At 70.1% G+C, this 24,126-nt stretch carries 22 protein-coding genes and 2 pseudogenes; 10 read left to right on the forward strand and 14 right to left on the reverse strand.

Annotation, left to right across the window (positions count from 1 at the left end; translation table 11 throughout):
• Positions 1-68: 68 nt before the first annotated feature.
• The 3 genes from WMF12_RS03560 to WMF12_RS03570 all read left to right on the forward strand — a co-directional run bounded on the left by WMF12_RS03560 (position 69) and on the right by WMF12_RS03570 (position 3,473).
• On the forward strand, positions 69-770 hold the full coding sequence (locus WMF12_RS03560; protein ID WP_437865106.1) for a hypothetical protein: 702 nt from the start codon (positions 69-71) through the stop codon (positions 768-770).
• A 220-nt stretch (positions 771-990) separates the two neighbouring features.
• Positions 991-2,028, forward strand: coding sequence for an NADP(H)-dependent aldo-keto reductase (locus WMF12_RS03565; RefSeq protein ID WP_437865128.1), 1,038 nt, complete (start codon positions 991-993; stop codon positions 2,026-2,028).
• A gap of 137 nt (positions 2,029-2,165) precedes the next feature.
• On the forward strand, positions 2,166-3,473 hold the full coding sequence (locus tag WMF12_RS03570) for an aminotransferase class V-fold PLP-dependent enzyme (RefSeq protein WP_437865148.1): 1,308 nt from the start codon (positions 2,166-2,168) through the stop codon (positions 3,471-3,473).
• A gap of 54 nt (positions 3,474-3,527) precedes the next feature.
• On the opposite strand, the gene WMF12_RS03575 is transcribed toward WMF12_RS03570, so the two are convergent.
• Positions 3,528-4,004 (reverse strand): VOC family protein, encoded by a 477-nt coding sequence (locus tag WMF12_RS03575; RefSeq protein WP_437865163.1) that lies wholly within the window; start codon positions 4,002-4,004, stop codon positions 3,528-3,530.
• 299 nt (positions 4,005-4,303) lie between these two features.
• Between WMF12_RS03575 and WMF12_RS03580 the strand changes: the two genes are divergently transcribed.
• Positions 4,304-4,720, forward strand: coding sequence for a hypothetical protein (locus tag WMF12_RS03580; RefSeq protein ID WP_437865171.1), 417 nt, complete (start codon positions 4,304-4,306; stop codon positions 4,718-4,720).
• 123 nt (positions 4,721-4,843) lie between these two features.
• Here the strand turns inward: WMF12_RS03580 and WMF12_RS03585 are convergent, their stop codons facing one another.
• The 6 genes and pseudogenes from WMF12_RS03585 to WMF12_RS03610 all read right to left on the reverse strand — a co-directional run bounded on the left by WMF12_RS03585 (position 4,844) and on the right by WMF12_RS03610 (position 10,168).
• Positions 4,844-6,409, reverse strand: a complete 1,566-nt coding sequence (locus WMF12_RS03585) for a hypothetical protein (protein ID WP_437865178.1) — start codon at positions 6,407-6,409, stop codon at positions 4,844-4,846.
• Positions 6,410-6,909: 500 nt separating this feature from the next.
• Positions 6,910-7,134: pseudogene (locus WMF12_RS03590) on the reverse strand (protoglobin domain-containing protein); the annotation flags it as partial.
• Between the two features lie 219 nt (positions 7,135-7,353).
• Complete coding sequence (locus WMF12_RS03595; protein ID WP_437873983.1) at positions 7,354-7,656, reverse strand: hypothetical protein; 303 nt, start codon at positions 7,654-7,656, stop codon at positions 7,354-7,356.
• Between the two features lie 118 nt (positions 7,657-7,774).
• Positions 7,775-7,924: pseudogene (locus WMF12_RS03600) on the reverse strand (MarR family winged helix-turn-helix transcriptional regulator); the annotation flags it as partial.
• Positions 7,925-7,979: 55 nt separating this feature from the next.
• Entirely contained in the window at positions 7,980-9,188 is a 1,209-nt protein-coding gene (locus WMF12_RS03605) for an aminoglycoside phosphotransferase family protein (RefSeq protein WP_437865191.1), read from the reverse strand.
• A gap of 56 nt (positions 9,189-9,244) precedes the next feature.
• Positions 9,245-10,168, reverse strand: coding sequence for an RNA ligase family protein (locus WMF12_RS03610; protein ID WP_437865207.1), 924 nt, complete (start codon positions 10,166-10,168; stop codon positions 9,245-9,247).
• A 319-nt stretch (positions 10,169-10,487) separates the two neighbouring features.
• Between WMF12_RS03610 and WMF12_RS03615 the strand changes: the two genes are divergently transcribed.
• Positions 10,488-12,398 carry a response regulator gene (locus WMF12_RS03615; RefSeq protein ID WP_437865220.1) on the forward strand — a complete coding sequence of 637 codons (1,911 nt, stop codon included), beginning with the start codon at positions 10,488-10,490 and terminating at the stop codon, positions 12,396-12,398.
• Between the two features lie 124 nt (positions 12,399-12,522).
• On the opposite strand, the gene WMF12_RS03620 is transcribed toward WMF12_RS03615, so the two are convergent.
• On the reverse strand, positions 12,523-12,891 hold the full coding sequence (locus tag WMF12_RS03620; protein ID WP_437865227.1) for a hypothetical protein: 369 nt from the start codon (positions 12,889-12,891) through the stop codon (positions 12,523-12,525).
• Between WMF12_RS03620 and WMF12_RS03625 the strand changes: the two genes are divergently transcribed.
• Entirely contained in the window at positions 12,890-13,237 is a 348-nt protein-coding gene (locus tag WMF12_RS03625; RefSeq protein ID WP_437865239.1) for a hypothetical protein, read from the forward strand. The genes WMF12_RS03620 and WMF12_RS03625 overlap by 2 nt on opposite strands.
• A gap of 244 nt (positions 13,238-13,481) precedes the next feature.
• Positions 13,482-13,988, forward strand: a complete 507-nt coding sequence (locus tag WMF12_RS03630) for a DUF1993 domain-containing protein (protein ID WP_437865252.1) — start codon at positions 13,482-13,484, stop codon at positions 13,986-13,988.
• 63 nt (positions 13,989-14,051) lie between these two features.
• Here WMF12_RS03630 and WMF12_RS03635 read toward each other — a convergent pair whose 3' ends face one another.
• Both WMF12_RS03635 and WMF12_RS03640 read right to left on the reverse strand, forming a co-directional pair.
• Complete coding sequence (locus WMF12_RS03635) at positions 14,052-14,543, reverse strand: UPF0262 family protein (protein WP_437865263.1); 492 nt, start codon at positions 14,541-14,543, stop codon at positions 14,052-14,054.
• A 232-nt stretch (positions 14,544-14,775) separates the two neighbouring features.
• On the reverse strand, positions 14,776-15,444 hold the full coding sequence (locus WMF12_RS03640; RefSeq protein ID WP_437865271.1) for a hypothetical protein: 669 nt from the start codon (positions 15,442-15,444) through the stop codon (positions 14,776-14,778).
• A 249-nt stretch (positions 15,445-15,693) separates the two neighbouring features.
• Here WMF12_RS03640 and WMF12_RS03645 point away from each other — a divergent pair, with 249 nt between their 5' ends.
• Complete coding sequence (locus tag WMF12_RS03645; RefSeq protein WP_437865281.1) at positions 15,694-16,530, forward strand: hypothetical protein; 837 nt, start codon at positions 15,694-15,696, stop codon at positions 16,528-16,530.
• Positions 16,531-16,549: 19 nt separating this feature from the next.
• Here the strand turns inward: WMF12_RS03645 and WMF12_RS03650 are convergent, their stop codons facing one another.
• A complete protein-coding gene (locus tag WMF12_RS03650) occupies positions 16,550-17,398 on the reverse strand; it encodes a hypothetical protein (RefSeq protein ID WP_437865292.1) in 849 nt (282 codons plus the stop codon).
• Between the two features lie 592 nt (positions 17,399-17,990).
• Positions 17,991-18,842, reverse strand: a complete 852-nt coding sequence (locus WMF12_RS03655; protein ID WP_437865304.1) for an NAD(P)H-binding protein — start codon at positions 18,840-18,842, stop codon at positions 17,991-17,993.
• 131 nt (positions 18,843-18,973) lie between these two features.
• Between WMF12_RS03655 and WMF12_RS03660 the strand changes: the two genes are divergently transcribed.
• Positions 18,974-19,807: a helix-turn-helix domain-containing protein gene (locus WMF12_RS03660; protein WP_437865321.1), complete on the forward strand. Its 834-nt coding sequence runs from the start codon at positions 18,974-18,976 to the stop codon at positions 19,805-19,807.
• A gap of 67 nt (positions 19,808-19,874) precedes the next feature.
• On the opposite strand, the gene WMF12_RS03665 is transcribed toward WMF12_RS03660, so the two are convergent.
• Complete coding sequence (locus WMF12_RS03665; RefSeq protein WP_437865331.1) at positions 19,875-20,339, reverse strand: hypothetical protein; 465 nt, start codon at positions 20,337-20,339, stop codon at positions 19,875-19,877.
• Positions 20,329-21,918 (reverse strand): B12-binding domain-containing radical SAM protein, encoded by a 1,590-nt coding sequence (locus WMF12_RS03670; RefSeq protein ID WP_437865352.1) that lies wholly within the window; start codon positions 21,916-21,918, stop codon positions 20,329-20,331. Before WMF12_RS03670 ends, WMF12_RS03665 begins: the two co-directional genes overlap by 11 nt.
• A gap of 635 nt (positions 21,919-22,553) precedes the next feature.
• On the opposite strand from WMF12_RS03670, the gene WMF12_RS03675 reads away from it, so the two are divergent.
• Positions 22,554-24,110 carry a DUF1592 domain-containing protein gene (locus WMF12_RS03675; RefSeq protein ID WP_437865362.1) on the forward strand — a complete coding sequence of 519 codons (1,557 nt, stop codon included), beginning with the start codon at positions 22,554-22,556 and terminating at the stop codon, positions 24,108-24,110.
• Positions 24,111-24,126: the final 16 nt, after the last annotated feature.

Raw genomic sequence — 24,126 nt, forward strand, 5'->3', positions numbered from 1 at the left:
ACAGCGTCACCTGCTTGCGGAGCGCGAGGCAGCTTCTGACGCAGGAAGGAACAATGGATATGCAACGCATGCGAATTGCGAGGATGGGTGTTCTGGTCGCAGGATTCGCCGCGACCGCGGGATGCACGCTGGTCTCGGGAGTAGGAACACTCGAGTTCAACGGTGAGGCCGCTGGAGGAGCTGGCGGAAGCGGCGATGCCGGCGGCGGCGCCGCCGAAGCGGGAGGCGGCGAGGCGGGCGGCGCCGGCGGCGGCGGCGGCGGCGAAGCGGGGGGTGGCACGGGCGGCGGCGCAATGGGCGGCGACGTGATGGTCCAAGAGTGCGTGCCCGGCGAGGGGGTTGCCGTGGGCGCCCGCGTCTGGGGTGACGCGTGGCTCAACGGGTTCGTCCTTCATTGCGCCGACTTTCAGAGCGACGGTCACACGGGGGACGGGTACGATGCCGGCCCCGTGACCGGCAGCATGACGGGCTCGCACGTCTCCAAATTCTGCGACTACCCCAGGAATGTCGTGGCGTTCAGGTATACGTACGACGCGGAGCATGTGTACCAGGTCCAGCTTGGTTGTTCGACGCCCGAGGTATGGAAATCGTCGACGCCCAGCGTCGAACAATGGCTCGATCCCATCGGCGGAACGACGGCTGGTCCGCAAGAGTACGGAGCGCAATGCGAGGAGGGGTCCGCCTATAGCTACTTCACGCTCAACGTCAGCGAGGATGGTCAATCCATACGAAGCTTCGAAGGGCCTCGCTACTGCTTGGGAATGCCCTGATCCCTCGCAAGGCCGCCTCCGGAGACGCCGCTCCTCGGCGCGAGGACTCTCCTCTGCGAGGCGGCAGCGACCGGTGACCCCCGCCGCGGGAGGCGAGCTCCAGGTCTCCGGGCGCGGTCGAGCGCGGAGAGGCGTTGGTCCGTTATAAAAGAAATGTTGTCCGTTATAGTGGACGTCGGCGCTGCCCCGTGGTACTGGGTATCCAACGGACGGGACAGCCATGCACTACCGACAGCTGGGTGACAGCGAGCTCCGGGTCTCGGAGCTCTGCCTTGGGACGATGACGTTCGGCGAGCAGAACACGCTCGAGGACGCCAGAGCGCAGCTCGACTACGCGTTCGACGCGGGGATCAACTTCATCGACGCGGCCGAGATGTATCCGGTGCCGACCCGCGCCGAGACGCAGGGGCGCACGGAGAGCTACGTGGGCGAGTGGCTGAGCCAGCGGCCGCGCGACAAGGTGATCGTCGCGACGAAGATCGCGGGGCCGGGCCGCCCGATCCCGTGGGTCCGCGGCGGCTCCCTCGCGATCAACCGCGCCAACGTCCGGCGCGCGGTCGAGGACAGCCTGCGGCGCCTCAGGACCGATTACGTCGATCTCTACCAGATCCACTGGCCCGATCGGTACGTGCCGCAGTTCGGCGCGACCGCCTACGATCCGGCGAACGAGCGCTCGAGCACGCCGATCGCCGAGCAGCTCGCGGCGCTCGCGGAGGTGATCCGAGACGGCAAGGTCCGGTATTTCGGGCTCAGCAACGAGACCGCCTGGGGGGTGGCGCAGTGGAGCCGCGTCGCGGCGCAGCTCGGGCTCCCCAGGCCGGTGTCGATCCAGAACGCCTACAGCCTCGTCAACCGCACGTTCGACTCCGCGCTCGCGGAGGCCTCGCGCCGCGAGGACGTGCCGCTGCTCGCCTATAGCCCGCTCGCGTTCGGCCTGCTCACGGGCAAGCACCTGGGCGGGCCGCCGCCGGGCTCGCGCTTCGCCCGGTTCGAGACCTTCGGCCAGCGCTACAGGAAGCCCAACGTGGACGAGGCGGTGCAGGCCTACGTCAAGCTCGCGCGCGCCCACGGCCTGAGCCCGGCGTCGCTCGCGCTCGCCTTCGTGCGCAGCCGCTGGTTCGTGGCGAGCACCATCCTCGGGGCGACCACGCTCGATCAGCTCGAGGAGAACGTGAAGAGCGCGGGCGTGGTGCTCGGCGCGGAGGTGCTCGCCGAGATCGAGCAGATCCACGCCCGGTACCCGAACCCGGCGCCCTGATCTCGCCGGCCCCGGCGGCGCCGCTCGCCCGGGGCGGCGCGGTCCGATCCCCTCGGTTCGCGGGAGCGCGGCGCTCCCGGGCGAGCGATGCTGCGGCGCCGGTGGGCAGCCGCCGCGCCGGCACGGAGGGGGATCAGATGACGACCAAGCTACCCAGGCGGAGCCTGCTCGCTGGCCTGCTGGTGATGGGCGCCGCGGGCTGTGCGGGCTCGGGGGCGATGACGACCGCGAGCGCTCGCCGGAAGGCGCCGGCCGATCCGTGGCAGAGCGTTCGGGACGAGTTCGATCTGTCGCCGGCGTGGATCCACATGACGGCCTTCCTGCTCGCCTCGCACCCGCGGCCCGTCCGCGAGGCGATCGAGCGGCTGCGGAGGGAGCTCGACGAGAACCCGGTGGACGCGCTCCACGCGCGCGAGGATCCGGCGCCGGTGCGGGAGGCGGCCGCGGCGTACATGGGCGCCGGGGCCGAGGAGATCGCGCTCACGGACAGCACCACGATGGGGCTCGCGTCGCTGTACCTCGGCCTGCCGCTCGAGGCCGGCGACGAGGTGCTCACGACGGAGCACGATCACTATTCCACGCACGAGTCGCTCCGGCTCGCCGCGGAGCGGACGGGCGCGGTGGTGCGGAAGATCGCGCTCTATGGGAGGAGCAGCGCCGCGACGGCGACGGCGACGGCGATGGCGGGGGCGATCGAGGCGGCGCTCACCCCGGCCACGCGGGTCGTGGCGATCACGTGGGTGCACTCGAGCTCGGGCGTGAAGACGCCGGTGCGCGCCATCGCCGAGGTCGTCGCCAGGGCGAACCAGGGCCGGGCGCCGGCGAAGCGCGTCGTCTGCTGTGTGGACGGCGTGCACGGCTTCGGGGTCGAGGACGCCACGATGGCCGAGCTCGGCTGCGATTTCTTCGCCGCGGGTTGTCACAAATGGATGTTCGGGCCGCGGGGCACCGGCGTGCTCTGGGGCAGGCGGGAGCTCTGGCCGATGCTGCGCCCGAGCATCCCGCCCTTCGGAAGGGCTGCATACGAAGCCTGGCTCCGGCAGCAGCCGCCGCCGCCCACGACCGCGGACATGATGTCTCCCGGAGGGTTCCACTCCTTCGAGCACCGGTGGGCGCTGCCCGCGGCGTTCGCGTTCCACCGGGGCATCGGCAAGGCCAGGGTCGCGGCCCGGATCCACGCCTTGAACCGGCAGTGCAAGGAAGGGCTCAAGGGGATGGGCCATGTCACCCTGCACACGCCGCTCGACGACGCGCTCTCCGCGGGGATCGTGTGCTTCGAGGTGGCGGGGATGACGCCGGAGACCGCCGTGGGGAGGCTCCGCGAGAGGAAGATCATCGCCTCGACGTCGCCGTACGCGACCTCGTATGTCCGCGTCGCGCCGAGCCTGCTCAACTCCGAGGCGGACGTCGACGCGGTGCTGCGCGCGATCCGCGCGCTCGCGTGAGGGGCCCGGTCCGGCGAGCCATGGCCGGACCTCTGGTGGGCCGGACGAGGGCGCCTATCGGGCGGCCTCCTCGATGCGCGCGATGTCGATCTTCTTCATCTGCATCATCGCCTGCATGACCCGCCCCGCCTTGGCCGGGTCCGGGTGCTGGATGAGCCGGATCAAGACGGACGGGACGATCTGCCAGGACACGCCGAACCTGTCCTTGAGCCACCCGCACTGGCTCTCGGCGCCGCCGTCGGCCGTGAGCTTGCTCCAGAGCTCGTCGACCTCCTCCTGCGTCTCGCAGGTGACGACGAGCGAGAACGTCTCGTTGAACTTCTGGTGGGCGCCGTTCAGGGCCATGAGACGCTGGCCGTTCAGCTCGAACTCGGCCATCACGAGCGAGCCCTTGGGCCCCGGACCCGCGTCTCCCGAGCGGAGCTCCGAGAGGATCCGCGAGCCCTTGAAGATGGACAGGTAGTACTGCACCGCCTCCTCGGCGTTGTTGCTGAACCAGAGGCACGTCTTGATCTTCTGCGTGGTGGTCATGATCGGGGCTCCTGGCCGGGGTCGGGCCCGGCGGTGAGGTGAGGGCGGCGCGGTCACCGCGACCGCGCTTTGCCTGGATGTCGGAGCACGGTGCGCCGGCTCGACATGGGGTCGACGATTTTTTTTCGACCCACCGGGGCGGCCGGGCTCCCGGGTCGCCGGGGCGGCCGAGGGGGGCGGGGCGGCAGCCCGCCGGGCGGCCGCCGTGGTCCGCCGGCCGCCGCCCCGGGGCGGCGCCGGGCGACGATGAGCTCGCGGGCCGGGTGGAACGTCGTGGCGATCCGTGAGAGAGCACGCGCATGAGACACATCCTCGATGGGTCGATGGGGGTCATCCTGGCCGCGGGGCTCTGCAGCGCTGCGTGCAGGGCGTCCGCGCACGATCCTCCCGGCATGAACGCGCCTCCCGGCACGAACGCGCCTCCGGCGGAAGAGCCCGCCGCGCCTCCGGCGGAAGAGCCCGCCGCGCCTCCGGCAGCCGCCCCGATGGGCGAGCGGATCGTCGTGGGCAGCGATCCGTGCAAGAGCGACGCAGACTGTGTGCCCGTGTGCGCGTGCCACGCGGCCGCGTGCATCGCGAAGGCCACCGCGCCGATGTGTGATCGCGGCCTGATGTGCACGCAGGAGTGCCGGCCCGGAACGATGGACTGCGGCGGCGGCTGCCTCTGCCAGGGCGGCCGGTGTGCGGCCCGCCTGATCAACGTGCCCCCGCCCTGAGCCCCTCTGCGTGCGCCGGCCTGCGGATGAGCGCGTAAAAGCTCTTAAAGCCCCGCTGAGGGCCCACCAGGACCGTGGACGCCTGGACTCAGATGTTCGTGGAGCGGGCGCCCAGCGCCGTCCTCAGTATTTGTAAACATCGGCGAAGATCGAGCGACGCATGATGTCGTTCGTCGTCGTCTCGCGCACCCACGCGGCGATCCCCGTCCCGTTCGGGCCGAAGCCCACCGTCGGCTCCCCGTGTTCGGCGGCGTTGTCGTCCTCCAGCGCGTGGGCCTCCGTCCATCCCTGCGCGGGCGAGAGCTCGCTGGCAAAGATCGACCGGAGGGCGGCGGCTTTCTGGGTCCACACCGCGAGCGCTCGCCCGGCCCCATCCACGGCGATCTCGGGACCACTCACACTATCTTCGTCGGCCGAGAGCTTGTCGGCTGGCTGGAACGTCGTCCCCGAGAAGCGCCGCGCCCAGATCGCGCAGCCGGCGCCGCACTGACGGAACACCACGCCCCCGTCACCCTCCGCGTTCATCGCGACGGAGTAGTCAGTCGCTCGTTGGCCCGCGGTATCCACGCCGGTGGCTCCGGCCCACACGCCCCCTGAATAGGAATTGGCGATCACGTGCGACACCGAGGAGGTCGAGTCGCGCTGGAGGAAGACGACCATCGCGTTCCCGTTGCCGTCCATCACGACGCGTGGGCTCAAATGGTCGAGCGTGTCATCCGCTTCCAGCGGCTTCGGGCCTGCCGCGCTGCCCTTGTGCGTCATCAGATCGTACGTAACCACGTTGCCCAGCACGTTGAGACGCCCGCCGTCCGACTGGTACCACGCGGCCACCGCGCGCAGCGTCGTGCCCACGGTCGAGACGCCGACAGCCGTGCCGTTGCAGCTGGTCGTGCTCCCCGACACCTTCACCGGTGTCTGCCAGCCCTGCCCGCCCTCGTAAATGGCCAGGTATCCCTCACGCGCCGACGTGTCGGCGGTGTTCACGTCGATCCCCACGGCGATATGGCCGGCGGGGGTCATCGCGACCGTCGTCGAATGTTTCGAGACCCCCGAGGTGCCCTCGGCGATCGTCTCGACCGTGCCCCACCCGGCGGGCCATCCGAGCGATGCCGTGAACCGCTTGCCGAACACGGCGCCACCCACCGAGGCCGAATACCAGACGACCACCCCGTTGCCATCGGCGTCGATGGCAACCCTGGCGTTCACGCCCCTCGTGGCCGCGTCGTTGATCTGCAGCAGCGGGTCCCAGCTGTCGCTCTTCTTGACATAGCGGCGCGCCCAGACGGTGTCCTGATCATAAAACACGAGCAGCGCATCGCCGTTGGCCGAGACCGCGACCTGCGGAAGGAAATTCGAGATCTGATTGGCGAGATCGTCATGACCGACGCGCTCGAACGTATCCCAGTGAGGCGGGGGGGCTTCGCCCCCGGTCCCGTCACCGCCCGCTCCGTCGCCGCCTGCCGCGCCGCCACCCGCTCCGTCGCCTCCGGTCCCGTCGCTGCCTGTCGCGCTGCCGACGCTGCCCGCATGACCGCCGCCTCCGCCGCTCCCCACGTCGCTGGAGCTCGACGACGACTCGAACGTTCGCACCTTCTGTCCGCAGGCCGCGACGAGGAGGAGCCCCAGAATGAAACCCAGCTTGGGCCTGGCGCCCGATCCTCCGACGTGTCCGAATTTTTCGCGCATCATGCGCGAGGATGAGATCCGAACGCCTCGGAGATGTCAATCCCCGACCGCGCCACCTGTCCCGGCTTGACGGGATACATTCAACCTCTCCGCCACCGCGGCAGGACAGGGTAGCAGCGCGCTCACCAGCTCACCTGCGTTTCCGCACGTTCCTCACGCGCTCGATCCCTGATCCTTGACGTCCCAGGCGACATCGAGGGACACGGGGCCTCGGAACATGGTGACTTGCCGGAACTGCACAGGCCGATCGCTCGCGAGGCGGAGGCCCGGCAAGCGCTGCTGTCGCTCCTGCCGACCGGCGACACGCGGCGGATGAACGGGAAGACACGGGCCATAGGTCACCCCTGAGCGAGGAAATCCAGCCCCTGTCTACCACACCGGCGAGCGGGCGATGGGGTGCTGGTCCACAGACCCCATCCGAAGGGCGCCTGACGCGCAGAGGGGGTCCGGGCGCCTCGAGGCGCGGCGCAGAGCACGCGCAGCGGCGCAGGGCGGCCAGCGCGTCAGAAGTCTCCCTCCTTCACGTAGGGGTAGCTCCACAGCGTCACCTGCAGCAGGCAGGATTTGACCCACGCCGCGTGCATCCTCTCGACCTCCTCGGCGGAGTGGCCCTTCCTGGCGAGGAACGGCTTCAGGGTGAACGTCACCGGGAAGATGAGCGCGAAGAGGTTTCGAAACGGCACCAGGTCGGTCGACGGCGCCCCGTCCGTCTTGTTCTTCTTGACGCGGCGCTCACCCCGAGCGACGTGCTCGGGGCGTCGAAACGGTCGTCGCGACGGCGACGGGCCGGTAGGTCGCTCCGCCGAAGCTCGGCCTCGATTCCTCACGACAGGGCCGGCGCGCGAGCCGGCTGCGCTCCGAGATCGCGGGAGCGCAGGCCCGGAGCGAGGAGCCAGCGACAGGCCTCGGGAAAGCTATCCCCTCATCTCGCGGGGATGAGCACCGCTCTACTCGGGCTGGGCGAAGCGCCTCCACGCGTCTTCGCGCTGCTGCTCTTCAGCCTGCTCGTGTTCGCCGCAATCGATCCTCAGGTGTCGGCCCGCCATCGGCGCGTCGACGAAAGCACAGTGGTGGGGCAGCGCCCCTTCATGCGCGTTCGGCCGGAAGTACTTGCAGCTGACGCACATGCGGCTCACCGGGATATGCCCGCTGAGCTGCAAGGACCGGATGATCTTCACGACGCCAGCCAGGAACGCCTCTTGCTCCAGCGCCGAGAGCGCTCCCACCGCGGACACGATGGCGTCGGGCAACGTCGTCACTTTCTGCGCGAGCGCGCGCCCCGTGCGGCGTGAGCCCGATCAGGCTCGCCCGCGGGTGGCGCGGGTCCGGGCGCTTGACGACAGCTCCCTTGTCCACGAGCGTTCGGCCCGAATCGCTGATGGTCGCCAGCGTGACGCCCAGGCGATGCGAGAGCTCGCTCCCGCTGAGCGGCCCCTCGAGCGAGAGGGTCGCGAGGATCTGCCCCTGCGTGGGCGACAGGCCCTCGTGGTTCGCCTGCTCCCACGCCTGCAGCTTCATCGCGAGCGCGCGTCGTCGATCGTCCGAGAGCTAGGTGGCAGCGGTGCTCACCTAGCTAGCAGGATCGAGAGCGCACCACCGCGGCTGTCCGCGCGAGCCACGCCACGGGATCTCTCGCGTGGTAGGGGTGCTCCGACGGCTCGATGTTGTCGAGGAACTTGCGGTAGATGATCGCCTGGCGGGCCGCGGCGACGGGCGCGAGCAGCTCGGCGGCGCGCTCGGGGTCGGAGCCCGGGATCGCGGCGCGCCACGCGCGGCTCCAGGAGCTCCGGAGCGGCTCGACCGCGCCGGGCGGGGCCCCGTCGAGGAACGCTGGCTGATCGAGCAGCGGATGCCCGACGCCGCTGTCGCCCCAGTCCAGCAGGACGGCCGACGTCTCGTCACCGCGGGCGTTGCCGGGGTGAAAGTCGCCGTGAACCAGCGTGTCGGGCAGCCCGGCCTCGGCCAGGCGAGCGAAGCGCTCGGGCAGGCCATCGACGAAGCTGTCGAGGGTCGCCCGATCCCCGGCGGACAGCTCGGGCGTCCGAGCCACCACGTCCGTGATGAGCTGGAGCAGGGCCGGCGCGCGCCAGTCCGGCAGCCCCAGCGAAAGGAGCTCGTTGAGCTGCTGGCACGCGTCGCGCTGCAGCCCGACAAGCAACGAGACCAGCCTCTCCCGGATAGGTAGCTCGGCCTCGTAGAGATCCTTGCCCGGGATCTCCAGCATCAGGATCCGCCGGTCGTCGTGGCCGAGGAGCGCCGGCACGGGCCCGCCCGCGAGCCGCGCGATCACAGCCCCCTCGTGCCCGAAGAACGGAGGGACGTGCTTCAGCCAGACCGTCTGGTCGCCAGCACGGAGCCGCCACAGGCTCGACAGGTTCCACGACCGCATCTGCTCGGCGGGCGCCGTCCGCGCGAGGCCCCGATCGCGCAGGACGGCGTCCGCCCACGCGAGGTCGTCTGCAGGCCCGCCCGGCCGCGCCCACGGCTGCCGGAGCGGGTGGTCGTCGAGCGCCCCGCGCCAGGGCTCGACGCCGGGCGGCGGCGCGTCGATCTCCGCCTCCGCGAGGTAGGTGACCGTCCCGCCGTGGGGGATCGGGAGCTCGGCGGCGAGCATCCGGAGGACCGTCACCTGGAGGCCGAAGCGCTCGCGGGCACCCTTGACGACCGAGCGCGCGTCCTGCCACCAGGGCGTCGCGACCGGATAGGACGGCAGCGCGCCCACGAGCTCACCCCTCGCGGTGATGAGGACCAGTCGAACGACGCGCGGCGGGTGGGGCAGCATCGAGCCGAGGATAGCGCGCGGCCGGCGTCGCGCGCGCGAGCGCCCGGCCCCGCGGCTCAGAGCCGCTCTGCCGCGACGGCGGCCCTGACGGCGCGCTCCAGCGCCTCGCCGTCCTCGGGCGCGAGGGCGCGCATCGCGCCGGGGAACGCCGCCTCGAGGTCCACGAGCACGTCGAGGGCCGCCTCCTCGTCGACGGCCGCCCGATCGTGGCGCCCCACCTTCGACGCGGCGGACGCGAGGCGCGGGCCGTTCACGAGCCGCTCCCCCCAGCGGATCAGCGTCGCGAGGTCGACCGGGCGCTCCGGGTCCCACGGCGCGCTCTCGTCGAAGCGGTCCTCGCGCATCTCGGCGATCTTGCGCTTCAAGGCCATGTACGCCCCGGCCGGCATGCGGACGTCGGGCTTGGCCACCAGGCCCTCCGCGAGGTTCTCCGGGCCGAGGGGCGGCAGCCCCAAGGCGGACGCGACGCGCGACGGGAAGCGCTCGGGCACGGCGGCGATCTCCGCCTTGCGCCCCCGGGCGAGCAGCGGGGGCATCATGAGCCCCGCCGCGGCGGCGACCGGGGCTGCCTCGCTCCAGGCCAGGAAGGCGTCCTCGCCGCCGTCGACCGCGCGGAGCTCGAAGGGCGCCCACCGCAGGTCGGGCGCGTACCAGACCCCGGTCTGCACCGCGCTCACGCCGCCCGAGGGCACGTCAGAATGCGGGTAGCCGCCGCCGAAGAGCTCGCCGTAGACGACGAGCCGCGCCGCGCCGACCGCCGCGTACGCCGCGCGGGCGGCGTCCCGGAGCGACGCGCGGAGCAGCTGCCAGCCGAAGAAGGGGTCCTCGTCCCGGAGCCACTCCTTGCGCTTGCCGAAATGGACGCCGGCCGCGTCCACGCCGATCACGAGCTGCGCGCCGTGGATCTTCTCGAGCGCGACCCAGGTCGGAGCGTCGCTCGCGCCGAGGCACGGCATCTTCGGGAAGGGGAGGAACTCCATCTCCGGTTCCGGCGACGATAGCGCCGATGGCGCGGCCGGTCCGCGGACGCCGGCGTGCTGGTCGAATTTGGACAGGGAGGCGGGGAGGCAGGAGAAAAAACTCAATGAATCTCCCTGTCTCCCCGTCTCCCTGTGATCTTTCTCGGGCAAAGTTGACCACCACCACCGACGCCGGGATGGTGCGTTGCGTCGTCCGCTGCGGAGGAGCGCGGCAATCCCGCTCCGCCCGCGCTGCGAGCCGCCGGCGCGGCGGCGGCGAGGGCGCGAGGCGCTTGATTCCGGGAAAGCGTTGGAGTTCCTTAGCCATCAGGGGGTCACCATGTCCGCTGAACCCAGCCGGGCGCCGCCTGCGCCTTGCTTTCGCCTCCTGCTGATCGAGGACAGCGCCATCGCGGCCTCCGTCGTGCAAAGCCACCTCGACGCCGTGCCGTGGCAGCGCGCCGAGCTCGCGCACGCGGAGACGCTCGCCGCCGGGCTCGCGCGCGTGAACGAGGGGTGGGATGTCGTCCTCCTCGACCTCTCCTTGCCCGATGGCGAGGGCCTCGAGGTGGTCGAGCGGGTGCGGGCGGTGGACCCCCATGTGCCCATCGTCGTGCTGACGGGCCACGACGACGTCCGCCTCGCGGAGCGCGCGCTCGGCGCCTCGGTGCAGGATTACCTCGTGAAGCGGGGCCTCGACGCGGACACGTTGTGGCGAGCCATCCGCTATGCGGTCAGCCGCCAGCAGCTCCTGACGCAGCTCGCGCGGGCGATGGCCGAAGCCCGCGAGAACGAGGCCAACCTGCACCAGCTCATCGCCCGGAGCGCCGATGGGGTGATCGTGCTGGATCCCTCCGGGACGGTGCTCTTCGCGAACCCCGCTGCAGAGTCGCTGCTGGGCGACGGGCGCCCCGTCGCCGGGCGGGGCTGCCCGGCGGCGCTCTGCGCCGGCGAGACGAGCCTGGAGATCGGAGGGCAGCAGGTCGTCATCGACGTTCGCTGGGTCGGCGTGGACTGGCAGGGGCGCCCCTCGCGCATGGCGCTCCTGCGCGACGTGACCGGGCGGCGCCGGGCCGAGGAGCTGAGGTCACGGCTCGAGCGCAGCGAGCGGCTGGCCGCGGTCGGCCAGCTCGCGGCGGGCGTGGCCCACGAGATCAACAATCCTCTCGCGTACGTGGTGGCCAACCTCGAGCTGCTCGCCCGCGAGGTGCGGCGGCTTGCCGACAAGGGCGTCGCCACCGAGCACCTCGCCCAGCCGCTCGCGGACGCCCGCCACGGCGCTGCGCGGGTGGTGGACATCGTCGGGGATCTCGGGGTGTTCGCGCGCGCGGAGGCGAACGAGGCGATCGGGCCGACCGACGTCAACGCGGTGATCGAGAGCGCGCTCAACATCGTGCATCCCCAGATGAAGCACCGCGCGCGGGTCGTGCGTGAGCTCGCCTCGGTCGCGCCCGTGAGCGGCGCGGAGGGGCGCCTGACGCAGGTGTTCGTCAACCTGCTCATCAACGCGGCGCAGTCGATCCGGGAGGGGCGCGTCGCCGACAACATCGTCGAGGTGCGGACCCGCGATCAGGGCCGGGAGGTCGTCGCGGAGATCGTGGACTCCGGCTGCGGCGTGCCCGAAGAGCACATGCACAGGCTGTTCGAGCCGTTCTTCACCACGAAGCGCGCGGGGGAGGGGACGGGGCTCGGACTCGCGATATGCCGCAACATCGTCGAGTCGTGCGGCGGCACCATCGGCGTCAGCAGCGAGGCCGGCGTCGGCACCTGCGTCCGCGTCCGGCTGCCCGCCTGGTCGAGCGCCGAGCTCACCCCTCGTCGCGCGCCGCCCGCGCCCGCGCGGGATGAGGAGCCGGCGCGGCGCGCCCGGATCCTCATCGTGGACGACGAGCCCCTCCTCCTGCGCGCGCTGCGCGGGCTCCTCGAGGCGTCGCACGAGGTCGTTTGCGCGCGCTCGGGCAGAGAGGCCCAGAGGACGCTCCGGCTGGACGCAAACTTCGATGTCGTGCTCTGCGATATCGTGATGCAGGAGGGCACGGGGATAGAGCTCCACGAGTGGCTCGAGGCGGAGCTGCCGGCGCTCGTCGACCGGGTGCTGTTCATGACCGGAGGGGGCACGAGCGAGGTGAGCAGGCGGTTCCTCTCGGCTCACGGGGGACGCGTCCTGCCGAAGCCGATCGACCCGGCGGAGCTGCTCCGGCGGATCGAGGCGCTGCTGCAGGCGAGAGCGGCAGAGCCCGAGAGGATGTAGCGGCGGGCCGGGGCGGGGAAGGGGGGAATCGGCGCCGGTCAGGAAGGGGGGAATCGGCGCCGGCCTCCTGCGCGTCATTGGCCGCGCGCCGCGCGCCGCGCGCCGCGCGATGCGCGGCGCGGGCTCACGTCCCGCCGCAGGCCTCGTACTCCGCCTTGCACGCGTCCGCGCCCGCCTGCTGCACGCACGCCCTGCAGTCCGCCGCGATGCCCTGGCCGGCGCACTCCCTCTCGCACTCGTCGGCGCACACACCCGCCGCGCAGACGCAGGCGATGAGCGCGTCCGTCTCGGGATCTTGCAGGGGATCCGTGCTCGGATCGCAGCCTTGCACGCACGCGCAGCAGATACCGTCGCCAGGGCAGCAGCCGTCGCTGCGCCCGAGGGGACAGCGGCAGGCGCCGCCGCCTTGCTCCATGCACGGCCCGTAGCCGCTGCCGTCGGCGAGGCACGTCGCGACGCCCGGCGCGCTGGCGGCGTGACAGGTGCAGGACATGGTCTCTCCAGGAGTGCAGGTTGCGCCCGTGGCCGAGCTGGAGGTCGTCGAACTGGCGCTCGTCGAGCTTTCGCTCGTCGAGCTGGCGGACGACCCGCCGCTCCCGGTCGGCTCCGGATCGGTCGTCGAGGAGCCGCATGCGGTCGCCAGCGCAGCCGTGAACAAGCTGAGGAAAAGGATGTGTCGCATCGGCGCCCCCTATAACGCGCCGCCCCCGCGGCCGTCGAGGGCCATCACGGCGCGCTCCGTCGCGCTCCCTCCCCGGCACGGAGCCTCGCGCCGCGGCACCCCGTCATCGGATCTCGTTCGTCAATGCTCTTTACATTACTTCACGAGCGCGTCATGACGCGGAGCGCCCGGCGGGCGTGTCCTCAGCGCTGGAGTCCGTGGATCAGCGTGAACGAGCGCCGTGCTCGGGCGCCCGGGGGTCGCGGGCGGCCCCTGCGTGAGAAGGCGAGCTTGCCTGGCGAGCAGGATGCCCTATGTTCGCGCCTGCTCGCGTCCCCGCCGGGGGGTGCGTCGGCGCCGCGCCGCGTGCGCCGTGCGGGGAACGCGCTGCCTGAACCGTGCGATAGCAAGGAGATGAGAAGATGACGATCTCGATGTATCAGGCCTCGGTCCCGGTGCTCGTCAGGATGCTCGGCAACCTCTCGGCGATCCTCACCAAGGCCGCCGCGTACGCCGAGGCGAAGAAGATCGAGCCTCGCGTCCTGCTCGACGCGCGCCTCGCCCCGGACATGCTCTCGTTCACGCGCCAGGTGCAGATCGCCACCGACATGGCCAAGGGCTGTGGGGCGCGGCTGGCGGCCGCCGACCTGCCGAAGTACGAGGACAACGAGGCCAGCTTCCAGGAGCTAGAGGCCCGTATCACCAAGACCGTCGCGTTCCTGAACAGCCTCCGGCCCGAGCAGATCGACGGCTCCGAGGACCGCGATATCACCATCCCGACGCGCGATCAGCCGCTGCAATTCAAGGGCCTGGTTTACCTGCTGCACTTCGTGCTGCCCAACTTCTATTTCCACGTGACGACCGCCTACGCGATCTTGCGCCACAACGGGCTCGAGATCGGCAAGCTAGACTTCCTGGGCGCCCGCTGATCCGAGCGGCGGGCACCCGCTGCGGGTGACCGCCGCTCGTCGTTGTTTCTGGCTGGCGCCCGGCTACCGCACGCGCCTCGGATCATGCTGATGTGCTGGGAGCGGGCCGAGCCGCGTCGTGTCGACGAGGAGCGAGACGACGAGCGAGAAGAAGCGGCGGCGCGTCTCGAAGCTCGGGCTCAGGTCGGGGAGGAGGGCGCCTATCTGCCTTGCGCCGGCGTCGTGGAGGACGCGCTTGGCCATATCGATGGGCTCGATGTGGGCGGGGTAGAGGTCGCCCCCGGAGAGCTTTCGGATGAGGCCCACGTACTCGCCCACGAGCGGCGCGACCTCCGCCCGCGCGAGGGCGAGGGTGTCTGCCGAGACGGCGCTCCCGGTGAAGACGAAGTGAAGGTCTCTGTCGTCGCAACCAGCGACGAGGGTGCAGGGCTCGCGCGAGGGCCAGGGCGGCTCGCCGGAGACGATATCGGTCGTGATCGTGCGCCACTCCTGTCTGCGGAGCGGCGACGCGCTCGACCAGAGGCGCTCTTCGATTCGGATGGCATGGACGGGCATATGGGCTGAGCTCAGTGTAGCGCTCACACCTCACGGTTGTAACGGCTCACCGTCGGCCAGCGAAGAGATCAACAGAACTCCATAATATGCGTATTGTCCGTATTTGGGTCGGTGCACGATCTCCTCCGGGACCCTCGAACGCCCTGGATGGAATTCCGTAGCCATTTCTGCTTCGTCATGCCCAACGACTGGCGTGCGGCCGCTTGCTTCAACAGCTTGTTGGGCGGCGGCGTCACGCCAGGAGGCTCTTGGTGCACGAGTGGAGCGCTTCGGGGAACGACGACATCGTCTGCTTGAGTGAATGACTCCGGGCGATGCACTCGAACGTCTCGTCGTGGAAGGCAAGCAAGTAGTGTCGATACTGCTTCCACCCATCTGGATTGTACTGGCTGTGAACCGAGTTGATCTTCATCAGCTCGGCGAGCCATCGAGACCTCTCCACGACGTGCGCAGCATACCCGACCAACCCGCGGCCGTGCAGGGGATGTCCGTGGAGAACCTCGTCATTCGGCGGACCGAGCTTGTGGGCGAGGCATCGCTCGAATTCGACGATGGCGATCAGGCGCAGGTCGGCGCTGGCGGGATCGACCACGGTCGCATACGATCCATCCCACGTGGGGTCAGGTTCGCGCATGTTGTAGACGACGAGAGTCCTGGAGCCCGAGGAGAAAACATGCGGGAGTGGGGCGCCGACATCCCAAGGATGCTGCCAGGGGATCTCGACGGCGCACTCCTCCCCGGTTGCGCGGGCGAGATCTCGCTCGAGCGAGATGCACTTGTCGTGCGCGGTTTGGTAACGGGCCCATCCCCCGTCTCCGCGTTTTCCGGAGAGCGCAGCGGCTGCAGCCGACAGCTCCTCGCGGGCGGCGTCCAGGCCGCGCCTTATGTCTTCAACCGTCATTTCGTCCGCCCAACGAATAATGGGCTGGTCAACCGAAGCCGCCGGACCAGGTCTGTCGATTCAGGCGCTCTGGGGGACCTCACGCACAGAAGGTCTCACGGATCGGCGCTGCGCCGCAAGTCCCGGGTGTCGTCCAGCACCGCAGGGCAGATCCGTCCAACGCCGGCGGTCGTCGCTGCCTCTCCTGGGTGCCGTGGGCGCGGTGGGCCCGCGGTGGACCGTGCCCACGCGGTGGTGGTAGGAGAAGATATGGCGAAGAGGCGTGCAGCATGGATGTGCGCGGCGTGGACGCTCACAGCCGGTGGATGCACCACGCTCGTGGGGCTGGACGACAGCTACCACCTGGTGGACGGAGCGGGCGGCGAGGCCGGCGCAGGCGCGGGGGGCGAGGCCGGCGCAGGCGCGGGGGGCGAGGCCGGCGCGGGGGCGGGCGGGGGCGAGGTGGTCGTCCCCACCGACGTCGAGCTGATCGACGACATGGAAGACGGCGACAGCGCCATCGAAGAGGCGGGTGGCAGGGTCGGCTACTGGTACAGCTTCAATGATGGGACGGGCACGCAGACTCCCCCGGTCTACACGGAAGAGAATCCCGTCGGGTTCATCCCGGAGGAGCTCGCGGAGCCGCGCGGCGAGAGCACGATGGCGATGCACACGTTCGGATCCGGCTTCACCGAGTGGGGCGCCGGGTTCGGCTTCGCCCTGAACGGCCCCGACGGGGGCCTGCTCGCCTACGACGCGTCGGCGTACAGCGGTATCGTGTTCTGGGCCAGGCTCGGCGACGCGGGCGCGGCGACGGCGATGAAGGTCAACATCACGGACAAGACCTCGGATCCCGCGGGCGGCATCTGCGATGAATCGGGAGAGGATGTGGCCAATCCGTGCTTCGACGACTGGTCGTTCACCGCGCGCCTCGGCACGGCGTGGGCGCCGGTCGTGATCCCCTTCGAGCTGTTCGCGCGCGGCGGCGGGGACGCCGAACCAACCGGCGAGGGCATCGACCTCACGGGGCTCTTCGCGATCGAGTTCGGGTTCACGGAAGTGGAGGATTTCGACGTCTATATCGACGATGTCGGCTTCTACAAATGATCGCCTGAGGCCGGGCCCCTCAGCGGCCGCGGGTGACCTCGATGATGTACGTGATCGACAAGCTGAAGCCGAGCTCCTCGCTCGCGCCCTCGAAGTGCAGGGTGTGCTCGCCCGGCGGCAGCGGATTCAGGAGCAGGTAGATGCCTTCGGTGATCGCCGGCCCGACGGTCATCGCGTCCGCTTCCACGCCGAGGACGTCGAAGACGTTGTCATCCGGCACGGTGTAGCTGAACTCGCCAGATTGGACGCGGTAAATCGAATCCCCTGGCGGATTCAGCCCAGCGATCTCTACACCGTCGATCGTCGCGGACGCGAAGCTGAACTGATCCGTTACCGCCGTCGCACACGCAGGTTTGTCGGTGATGGTGTTGGTCTCGGGATCGTAGAATTCTATACATTGCGGCGGGAGGAAAGCGGGAAGGTTGAAGTCGTCGATCTCGGTGTTCACGATCGGAAAGAACAGCCGGACGCCGGGCGGGATCTGGATGCGACGGACGACCGTGTCCTCCACAGGGGCACAGCTTCCGTCGGGCTGGATGATGCAGAACACCCCCGCGAGAAAGTACACGGGCCTCGTCTGTCCCTCGAGCGCGTGCTCGCCTGTGGCATCGAACAAGGGATTCCTGGTGCCCTCGATGGAGTAAATCCACTGCCACCAACGCGCAGCCAGCTTGCTGTACAGCTCGCCGCGGGCGCCTGGATTCACGACGAGGCCAGGGTTCGGGTTGTTGGGGTGAGAGGACGCCGAGAGCGCTTCCCCGACCTCTCCGAACGCTGCCATCTCGGCGTCGCCTCCGCAGCCTGCAGCAGCGGGGAGCGAGATCATGATGGCTGAGACATAGAAGCCGGCATTCGAAGAGATTGCCATGGGTCCACCTCACTGCTTGTTTCACGCGAACTGGCGTCCTCGTTCCCACGGCCTCACGTCGAGAGCGAGCCCATGACGTGGCGGATGCCCTCGTGCGATCGGCCAGGTCGAACAGCGGCTCTCCACCCCCGGACGCGCAGGTCGAACCTGGAATGCGAGAGCCCTGGAAAGGAGAGTATCATTGACTTCGGTGAAGGCAAACCGTCCGACTGGACGGTTTGTGGCATGCGTGTTGCTGATCTCTTGCTGAGTAGAGCGCGGGCACCACCAGCAATGCTCCAAGGCATCGCGCGCCGTGCCTGCGACGTTCCGCTTCATGCGCGCTGTCGGACGGATGCGTCTTGCACCGGTTCGGTCCGAGGAGCAGCGCTCGGGACCGACCGCTTGTGCTGCTCAGTTCTTCGCCTTTGTCGCAGCCACCCTTGAGCGCGCCGCGATGCAGGTCCCGCGTATGCAGACAGCCCTGGACGTCGAGCACATCACGCGCCGTCGAAACCATGGTCCAACGCTCGCGGCGTGGCTCCGGAGGCGCTCGCCGCGCGCGGCCGAGCCGATCGCCGATCCAAGGGCTCAGCCGCGGCGCTGCGAGCGCTCAGCGAAATGCGTCGAGGTGATCCCGGACCCACGCCGCGAAGGGCCGCGGCGGGCGGCCGAGGACGGCGGCGACGTCATCCGTCGGCGCCGACGCGCGCCCGTCGCGCAGGAACGTGAGGCCCTGGAGGACCGCCGTGACGAACGCTTCCGGGGCGCCGGCCGCCCGCATCTTCGCCGTCGCATGCTCGACGGTGACGTCCTCGGCGGCGATCGGGCGCCCGAGCGCCTCGGCGAGGATCGCGATCTGCTCGTGTGCGTCGAGGCCGGCGGGCCCCGTGAGCGTATACGCCCGCCCGTCGTGATCGTTCGACGTGAGCGCCCGGGCGGCGACGGCCGCGACGTCGCGCGGGTCGACGACCGCGTGCTTGCCTGTGCCGGTCGAGACCTCGATCGGGGCGCCGGCGCGCACGTTCGCGGCCCACGCGAGCACGTTCGAGTGGAACCCCGCCGGCCGGAGCAGCGTGAAGTGGCGCCCCGTCGCGATCACCGCTTCTTCTCCTGCCCGATGCCAGCTGGACGCGATGAGGTCCTCTTGCTCGGCGCCGTAAGCCGAGAGCTTGACGATCTGCTCGACCCGCGAGCGCATCACCGCCGCGGCCATCGCGCGGTCGTGGTCGGCCACCGTCGGCCCGGGCGCCGTGAGCAAGAAGACGCGGTCGACGCCTTCGAGCGAGCGCCCGAGCGACGGCGCATCCGTGAAGTCTCCGCAGGCCACCTCGACGTCGTTTCCCCAGAGCGCACGCGCGCGGGCGGGATCGCGGGTGAGCACCCGAACGTCGGCCCGGGCGGCGAGCAGCTGTGGGATCAGCGCGCGACCGATGGTGCCTGTCGCACCAGCAACAAGGATCATGAACACCTCCGTTTCGAGCGCGAAGCCTGCTGTCTCGGCGAAGCCGTCTCTTGGAGATTCCGGCACGACGTGCGGGCCCACCGGCGCGCAACGGCCGAGGCGGCCGAGGCGGCGCGCGCTACAATGCCTTCGTGCTTGCGCCCTTGCTACCGCCCTCCCGCTCGGACAGCCGCGATCTCTCGCCGCGCGCGCCGCTCCGTTCCTTGTTCTCCGACGTCCACGTGATGAGCGCCGTCCCCTCGCCGCCCGCGGGGTGGACGCGGCTGCCGAGCGGGACCACGTCGCTCGTCGCGTGCTGGACCGGCGGCGAGCCGGTCGTGGCCGCGGTGGGGCCGCTTCAGCGCGCCACGTTCAAGCCCTCGGGCGCGGTGCCTCTCTATGCTCGCCTCTCGTTCCACCCCGGGGGCGCGCGGCCCGTCCTCGGCGTCGCCGCCCACGAGCTCGTCGATCGCGTCGTCCCGCTCGACGACCTCTGGGGCGCACGCGCGCGCGAGCTTCGCCATGCGCTCACTCGCGCCGGCGGGGACCCGGCCACGGCGGTGCGCCTGCTCGAGGACGCCCTCTGCCGCGCGGTCGGCGCGAGGGCCGACGCCTCCGCGCGCCGGGCGCTCCTGCGCCGCGCCGTCGATGCCCTCGACGCCTCCGCGCTGGCACCCGACTCGGACGCCTCCATCCCCGCGCTCGCGCGGCACCTCCGCGTCGCAGAGCGGACGCTGCGCGCGCTCTTCCACGAGGAGATCGGCATATCGCCGAAGCGCTACGCGCGCATCGCGCGCATCCGTCGCGCCGCCGAGCGCCTCGCCACGACGAGCCTCGCGCGGCTCGCCCTCGAGACCGGCTTCTACGACCAGGCCCACCTCACGGCCGAGTTCCGATCGCTGCTCGGGGTGACGCCGCGGGCCTACCTCGCGGGCGCGCGCCCGTCCGCGAGGCCCGAGTGCGGCGGCGCGACGGCGCGCGGGTGACCTCCGCGCCGGCAGACACGCTCCTTTTCCGCAAGCGCGGCGCATCTCGGGGCCGCGCGCCCCGGGATCATTCGAGGAGGTTGTCCCGCACCGGCATCCCCTTGCGGTGCTCTTCCTTGTCCACGTGCGGCGCGCGGGGCTTCACGCCGGCGGCAGGCTTGCCGCTCGGGACCATCATCGCCCCGCCTGCGCCGGCGTCCGCGGGGGCGCCGGCGTCGCGGACCACGATGGCCTCGCCGGTCTCCGCGTCCGCAGGGGCCGTGGCACCCATCCCATCGCCGCCGTCGGAGGCGCCCCCGCTCACGGAGCCGCTGGGCGGGGCGGGCGCGCTCTGGCCGCTGCTCCGGCCGGCCGCGCCCCGCCCGTCAGGGCCGGTCCGCGCGTCGGGGCCGCTCGGTGACGCGCCCGGGTCGCTCGCGCCGCCCTTGCAGGCAAGGAACGCCCCGGCGGCCATGGCGATCGCGATCGACGCGCCCGCCTTGAGCCGCCGCTTCAGCCGCCGCAGCCCGACCTTCTTCGGATCAGCGAACATCCGGCGCCTCCTCGCTCTCCGCCGCGATCCGCGGGCGGCGCCTCAGCTGGATGGTCCTCGTGTCCCCGCAGGCAGCCTGCGCCGGCGGCGCCGCGATGGGCAACGCTGCGGGGGCCGGGGCGGGATACCGGTTCTCGTCGGCGCCCCGGTACACCCCGAAGATCGATAACGCGCTGTGGAAGAGCTCGGCGAGCTCGAGCCGGCGCGGCATCACGTCCGTCATGTGGCAAACGAGGTACCAGGCGCGGAACATCGCATAGAAGAAATCGTTCGGCGGGAGCCTGATGAGCCGCTTCATGAGCGGCAGCAGCGCAGGAATGGCGGCCGTGACCGCGAACACCTTGTGCAGGTTCTCGATCTGCCGCTTTTCCTCGTCGGACGAGAAGCGCAGCACCGACTCGGTGTAATAGCTGTCATCGATGAGGTCGAAGTCCCCGCTGAAATGGCCATGCTCGACCGCATACGCAGCGATGCCTGTCCCCGGATAGGGCGTGCACAAGGTGGCGGCGGCGTAGTCCACGTCGAGCTCGATGTTGAGCTCCAGCGTCGCCAGATCGTCGGCGAGCGTCCCGCCCGGGATGCCGAGGATGTTGTCGGCGAAGACCACGATCCCCGCGCTCTTGAGGAGGCGGATCCCGTGGACGAGCCGGTCCATCCGGATCTGGCGCCGCAAGACGCCGTTCGCGAGCTCGGGGTTCGCGGTCTCTATGCCGACGTTGACGGTGTAACAGCCAGACCAGGCGAGGAGATCCACCATTTCCTCGGTCATCATGTCAGCGCGCAGGTGGCAGTAATAAGGCAGCTTCACCTCACGACGGTAGAGCTCTCCGAACTGCCTCAGCCACTCGGCGTCGTACACGAAGATGCTCTCGCGAAAGCCGACGAACTGGAGCGGGCCTTGCTTCATCACGTGGACGAGCTCGGCCACGACGTTCTCGGGGCTACGGACGCGCACCTTCTTCCAGCTCGAGCCGTAGTGCTCGACCAGCGACGGGTTGAAGCAGTAGCTGCAGGGGAAGGGGCACCCCCGGTTCGTGGTGAACGACTTGAGGGGGCGCCGCCGCAGGCTGTCGTCGTACTCGTAGAGCAGACGCCGCGGAGGGAAGGGGATCGCGTCGAGGTCGCGGCGCAGCCCGCGCGCTGGATTCCTGTAGATTTTCCCCTCCGACTTGACCCAGAGGTCCCGGATACCGCGGTGATCGTCGCCGCGCGCCAGCGCGTCGCACAGCTCGACGGCGGCGTCCTCGCCCTCGCCCTGGCACACCACGTCGAGCCCCGGCGTCTGGATGACCTCCGGGTAATAGGTCGCGTGCGGCCCGCCCATCAGCGACACCGCCTTCGGGTAATGCTGCTTGATGTGGTGATTGAGCCCGAGATAATAGCGATGGAGCCCGGTCGTCGCCCCGAAGGCGATGACGTCCGGCCCGTACCGCCGCACCTCGGCGAGGACATCGTTGCCGCGGGTGCCGATGAACTTGCACTCGTGGCCTGCTTGCTCCAGACAGCCCGCCACGTACAGGGCGCCGAGCGGCTCGGCCCCCTCTATCTCCTTGACGATGAAGAGAACCTTGACCCCCATCGGCCGCACCTCCGCGAGCGCCTGTTGATTCGAACGGCGCCTGGCGTGGCGATGGTGCCACGACCTCATGACGGAAGGAAGGGGCCTGCTCCTCCAGCGCGATTCCGGCGGCTCCACGTGCCCACGTCCCCACGTCCAGCCGTCGAAATCGTTGGTAGTTGAAGTATTTGCTGTCAGCAGTGATGTTTCGTGAGGTGTCGCGCGCCGCTACCGTCGAGGTTCAAAAACGCGACGTCAGTAGATAAAATGGGTGGGTTGGTGGGTCGTTGGGGCACAAAAGTGTTCGTGATCGACCTCTGCCGTGAGCCGGACGGGACAGGTTCTGGTACATCATGTCAAATCGGCGCTGTTGAGTCGCAGCGTCGGGAACCCGTGCAGGTGCCGATCCATGTGGTCGGCGCTCGCACCAACTCGTGCCTTTCGTCGGGCGCGGCGTGGAGAACACGGTGAACCCCGAGCAACACACGCATCGCTGGCCTCTCGAGCTTTTCGGCTCACAACTCAGGTACGCTGCGCCGCTCTTGCTCGCGCTCGTCGCGGCTTGTAACGGCCAGATCGGCGGGTCCGGCCAGTCCACGGGGTCTGGCACGGGCCCCGGCGGGGACGAGCCTGGGATCGTAGAGCCCCCGGAAGACGTGCTGGATTCGGCGTTCTGCCAGACGCCGAGGCCCGGTACGGCGCCGCTCCGCCGCCTCAGCAATTACGAGTACGCCAACACGGTGAAGGATCTCTTCTCCGGCGTCCCGGGCGTGGCCTCCACCGTCGACAAGGTGGTCGCCACATTTCCGAACGAGTCCGAGTCGCTCGGCTTCCGCAACAACGCGAGCTTCTTGAACGTCGGCTCGCTCGTCGCGCAGAAGTTCCTCGACGCCGCGGAGGAGGTCGCCGCTGTCGCGGCCCACGCCTCGGGCCTCGTCTCCTGCGATCCGGAGGAGATCGGTGAGATCGAGTGCGCGCGCGACTTCATCCGCACCTTCGGCGCCAGGGCGTACCGCCGGCCGCTCACGGAAGCCGAGGTCCAGAGTTACGAGGAGCGCTTCACCGCAGGATCGGACGGGTACACCTTCGACGACGGCATCGAGTGGGTCGTCTTCAGCATGCTGCAGTCGCCGAACGTGCTCTATCGCGTCGAGCTCGGCCAGGCGAGCACGGGGGACGTCACCGAGCCCACGCCGTACGAGATGGCCTCGCGGCTCTCGTACCTGGTCTGGCAGTCGCAGCCGGACGAGGAGCTCACGCGGGCGGCGGAGGCGGACGAGCTCGGCACGCCAGAGCAGCTCGAAGCCCAGGTGCGGCGCATGCTGGCCGATCCCAGGGCCGAGCGCTTGCTGGAGTACTTCGACCAGTGGCTCGACACCGACATCCTGGGCAGCATGAACCGCGATCCGGAGGTGTATCCGGACCTCTCGCGCGACCTGCCCGCCTTGCTGCGAGCGGAGACGCGCACGTTCGTGAAGGACCTGTTCGCGAGCCCGAGCGGCTCGCTCGACGACCTCTTCGCCGCCGACTACAGCTTCGTGAACGGCGCGCTCGCGCAGCACTACGGCGTGAGCGGGGTGAGCGGCGACGATTTCATCAAGGTCGACATGCCTGGCCGCTCGGGCGTGCTGACCCAGGGCATGATGCTCACGCGCGACAAGGCGACGCGCACCTCGATCGTCCGCCGCGGCCTCAAGGTGCGCACCGATCTCCTGTGTCAGATCGTGCCCGCGCCGCCCAACGACGTGAAGCTCGATCTCGAGGGCCTGGGAGAGGGGCTCTCGCAGCGCGAGCGCCTCGAGCTCCACCGCACCGAGCCGAGCTGCGCGGGGTGCCACGCGCTGATGGATCCCATCGGCGTGGTGTTCGAGTCGTTCGACGCCGTGGGCCGCCCCCGCACCACGGACGAGGCCGGCAGGCCGATCGACACCTCGAGCGCCATCTCGAGCACGCGCGACGTCAACGGCCCTGTGGCGAACGCCGCCGAGCTGGGCCAGCGCCTCGCGCAGAGCGAGGAGGCGCGCGCCTGCTACGTGCTGCAAAATTTCCGCTTCTTCTACGGTCGCGACAAGACGGACGCCGATCGCTGCTCGATGGCGTCGCTCTCGCTCGCGTTCAAGGACAGCGGTTACAGCCTGTCCGAGCTCCTGGTCGCGCTCACGCAGACCGACGCCTTCCGCTACCGCCCCGTCATCGTCCCGGAGAAACAATGAAACCTCTGAGCCGCCG

Source organism: Sorangium sp. So ce363 (assembly GCF_051520435.1).
Taxonomy (GTDB): Bacteria; Myxococcota_A; Polyangia; order Polyangiales; family Polyangiaceae; genus Sorangium; species Sorangium cellulosum_B.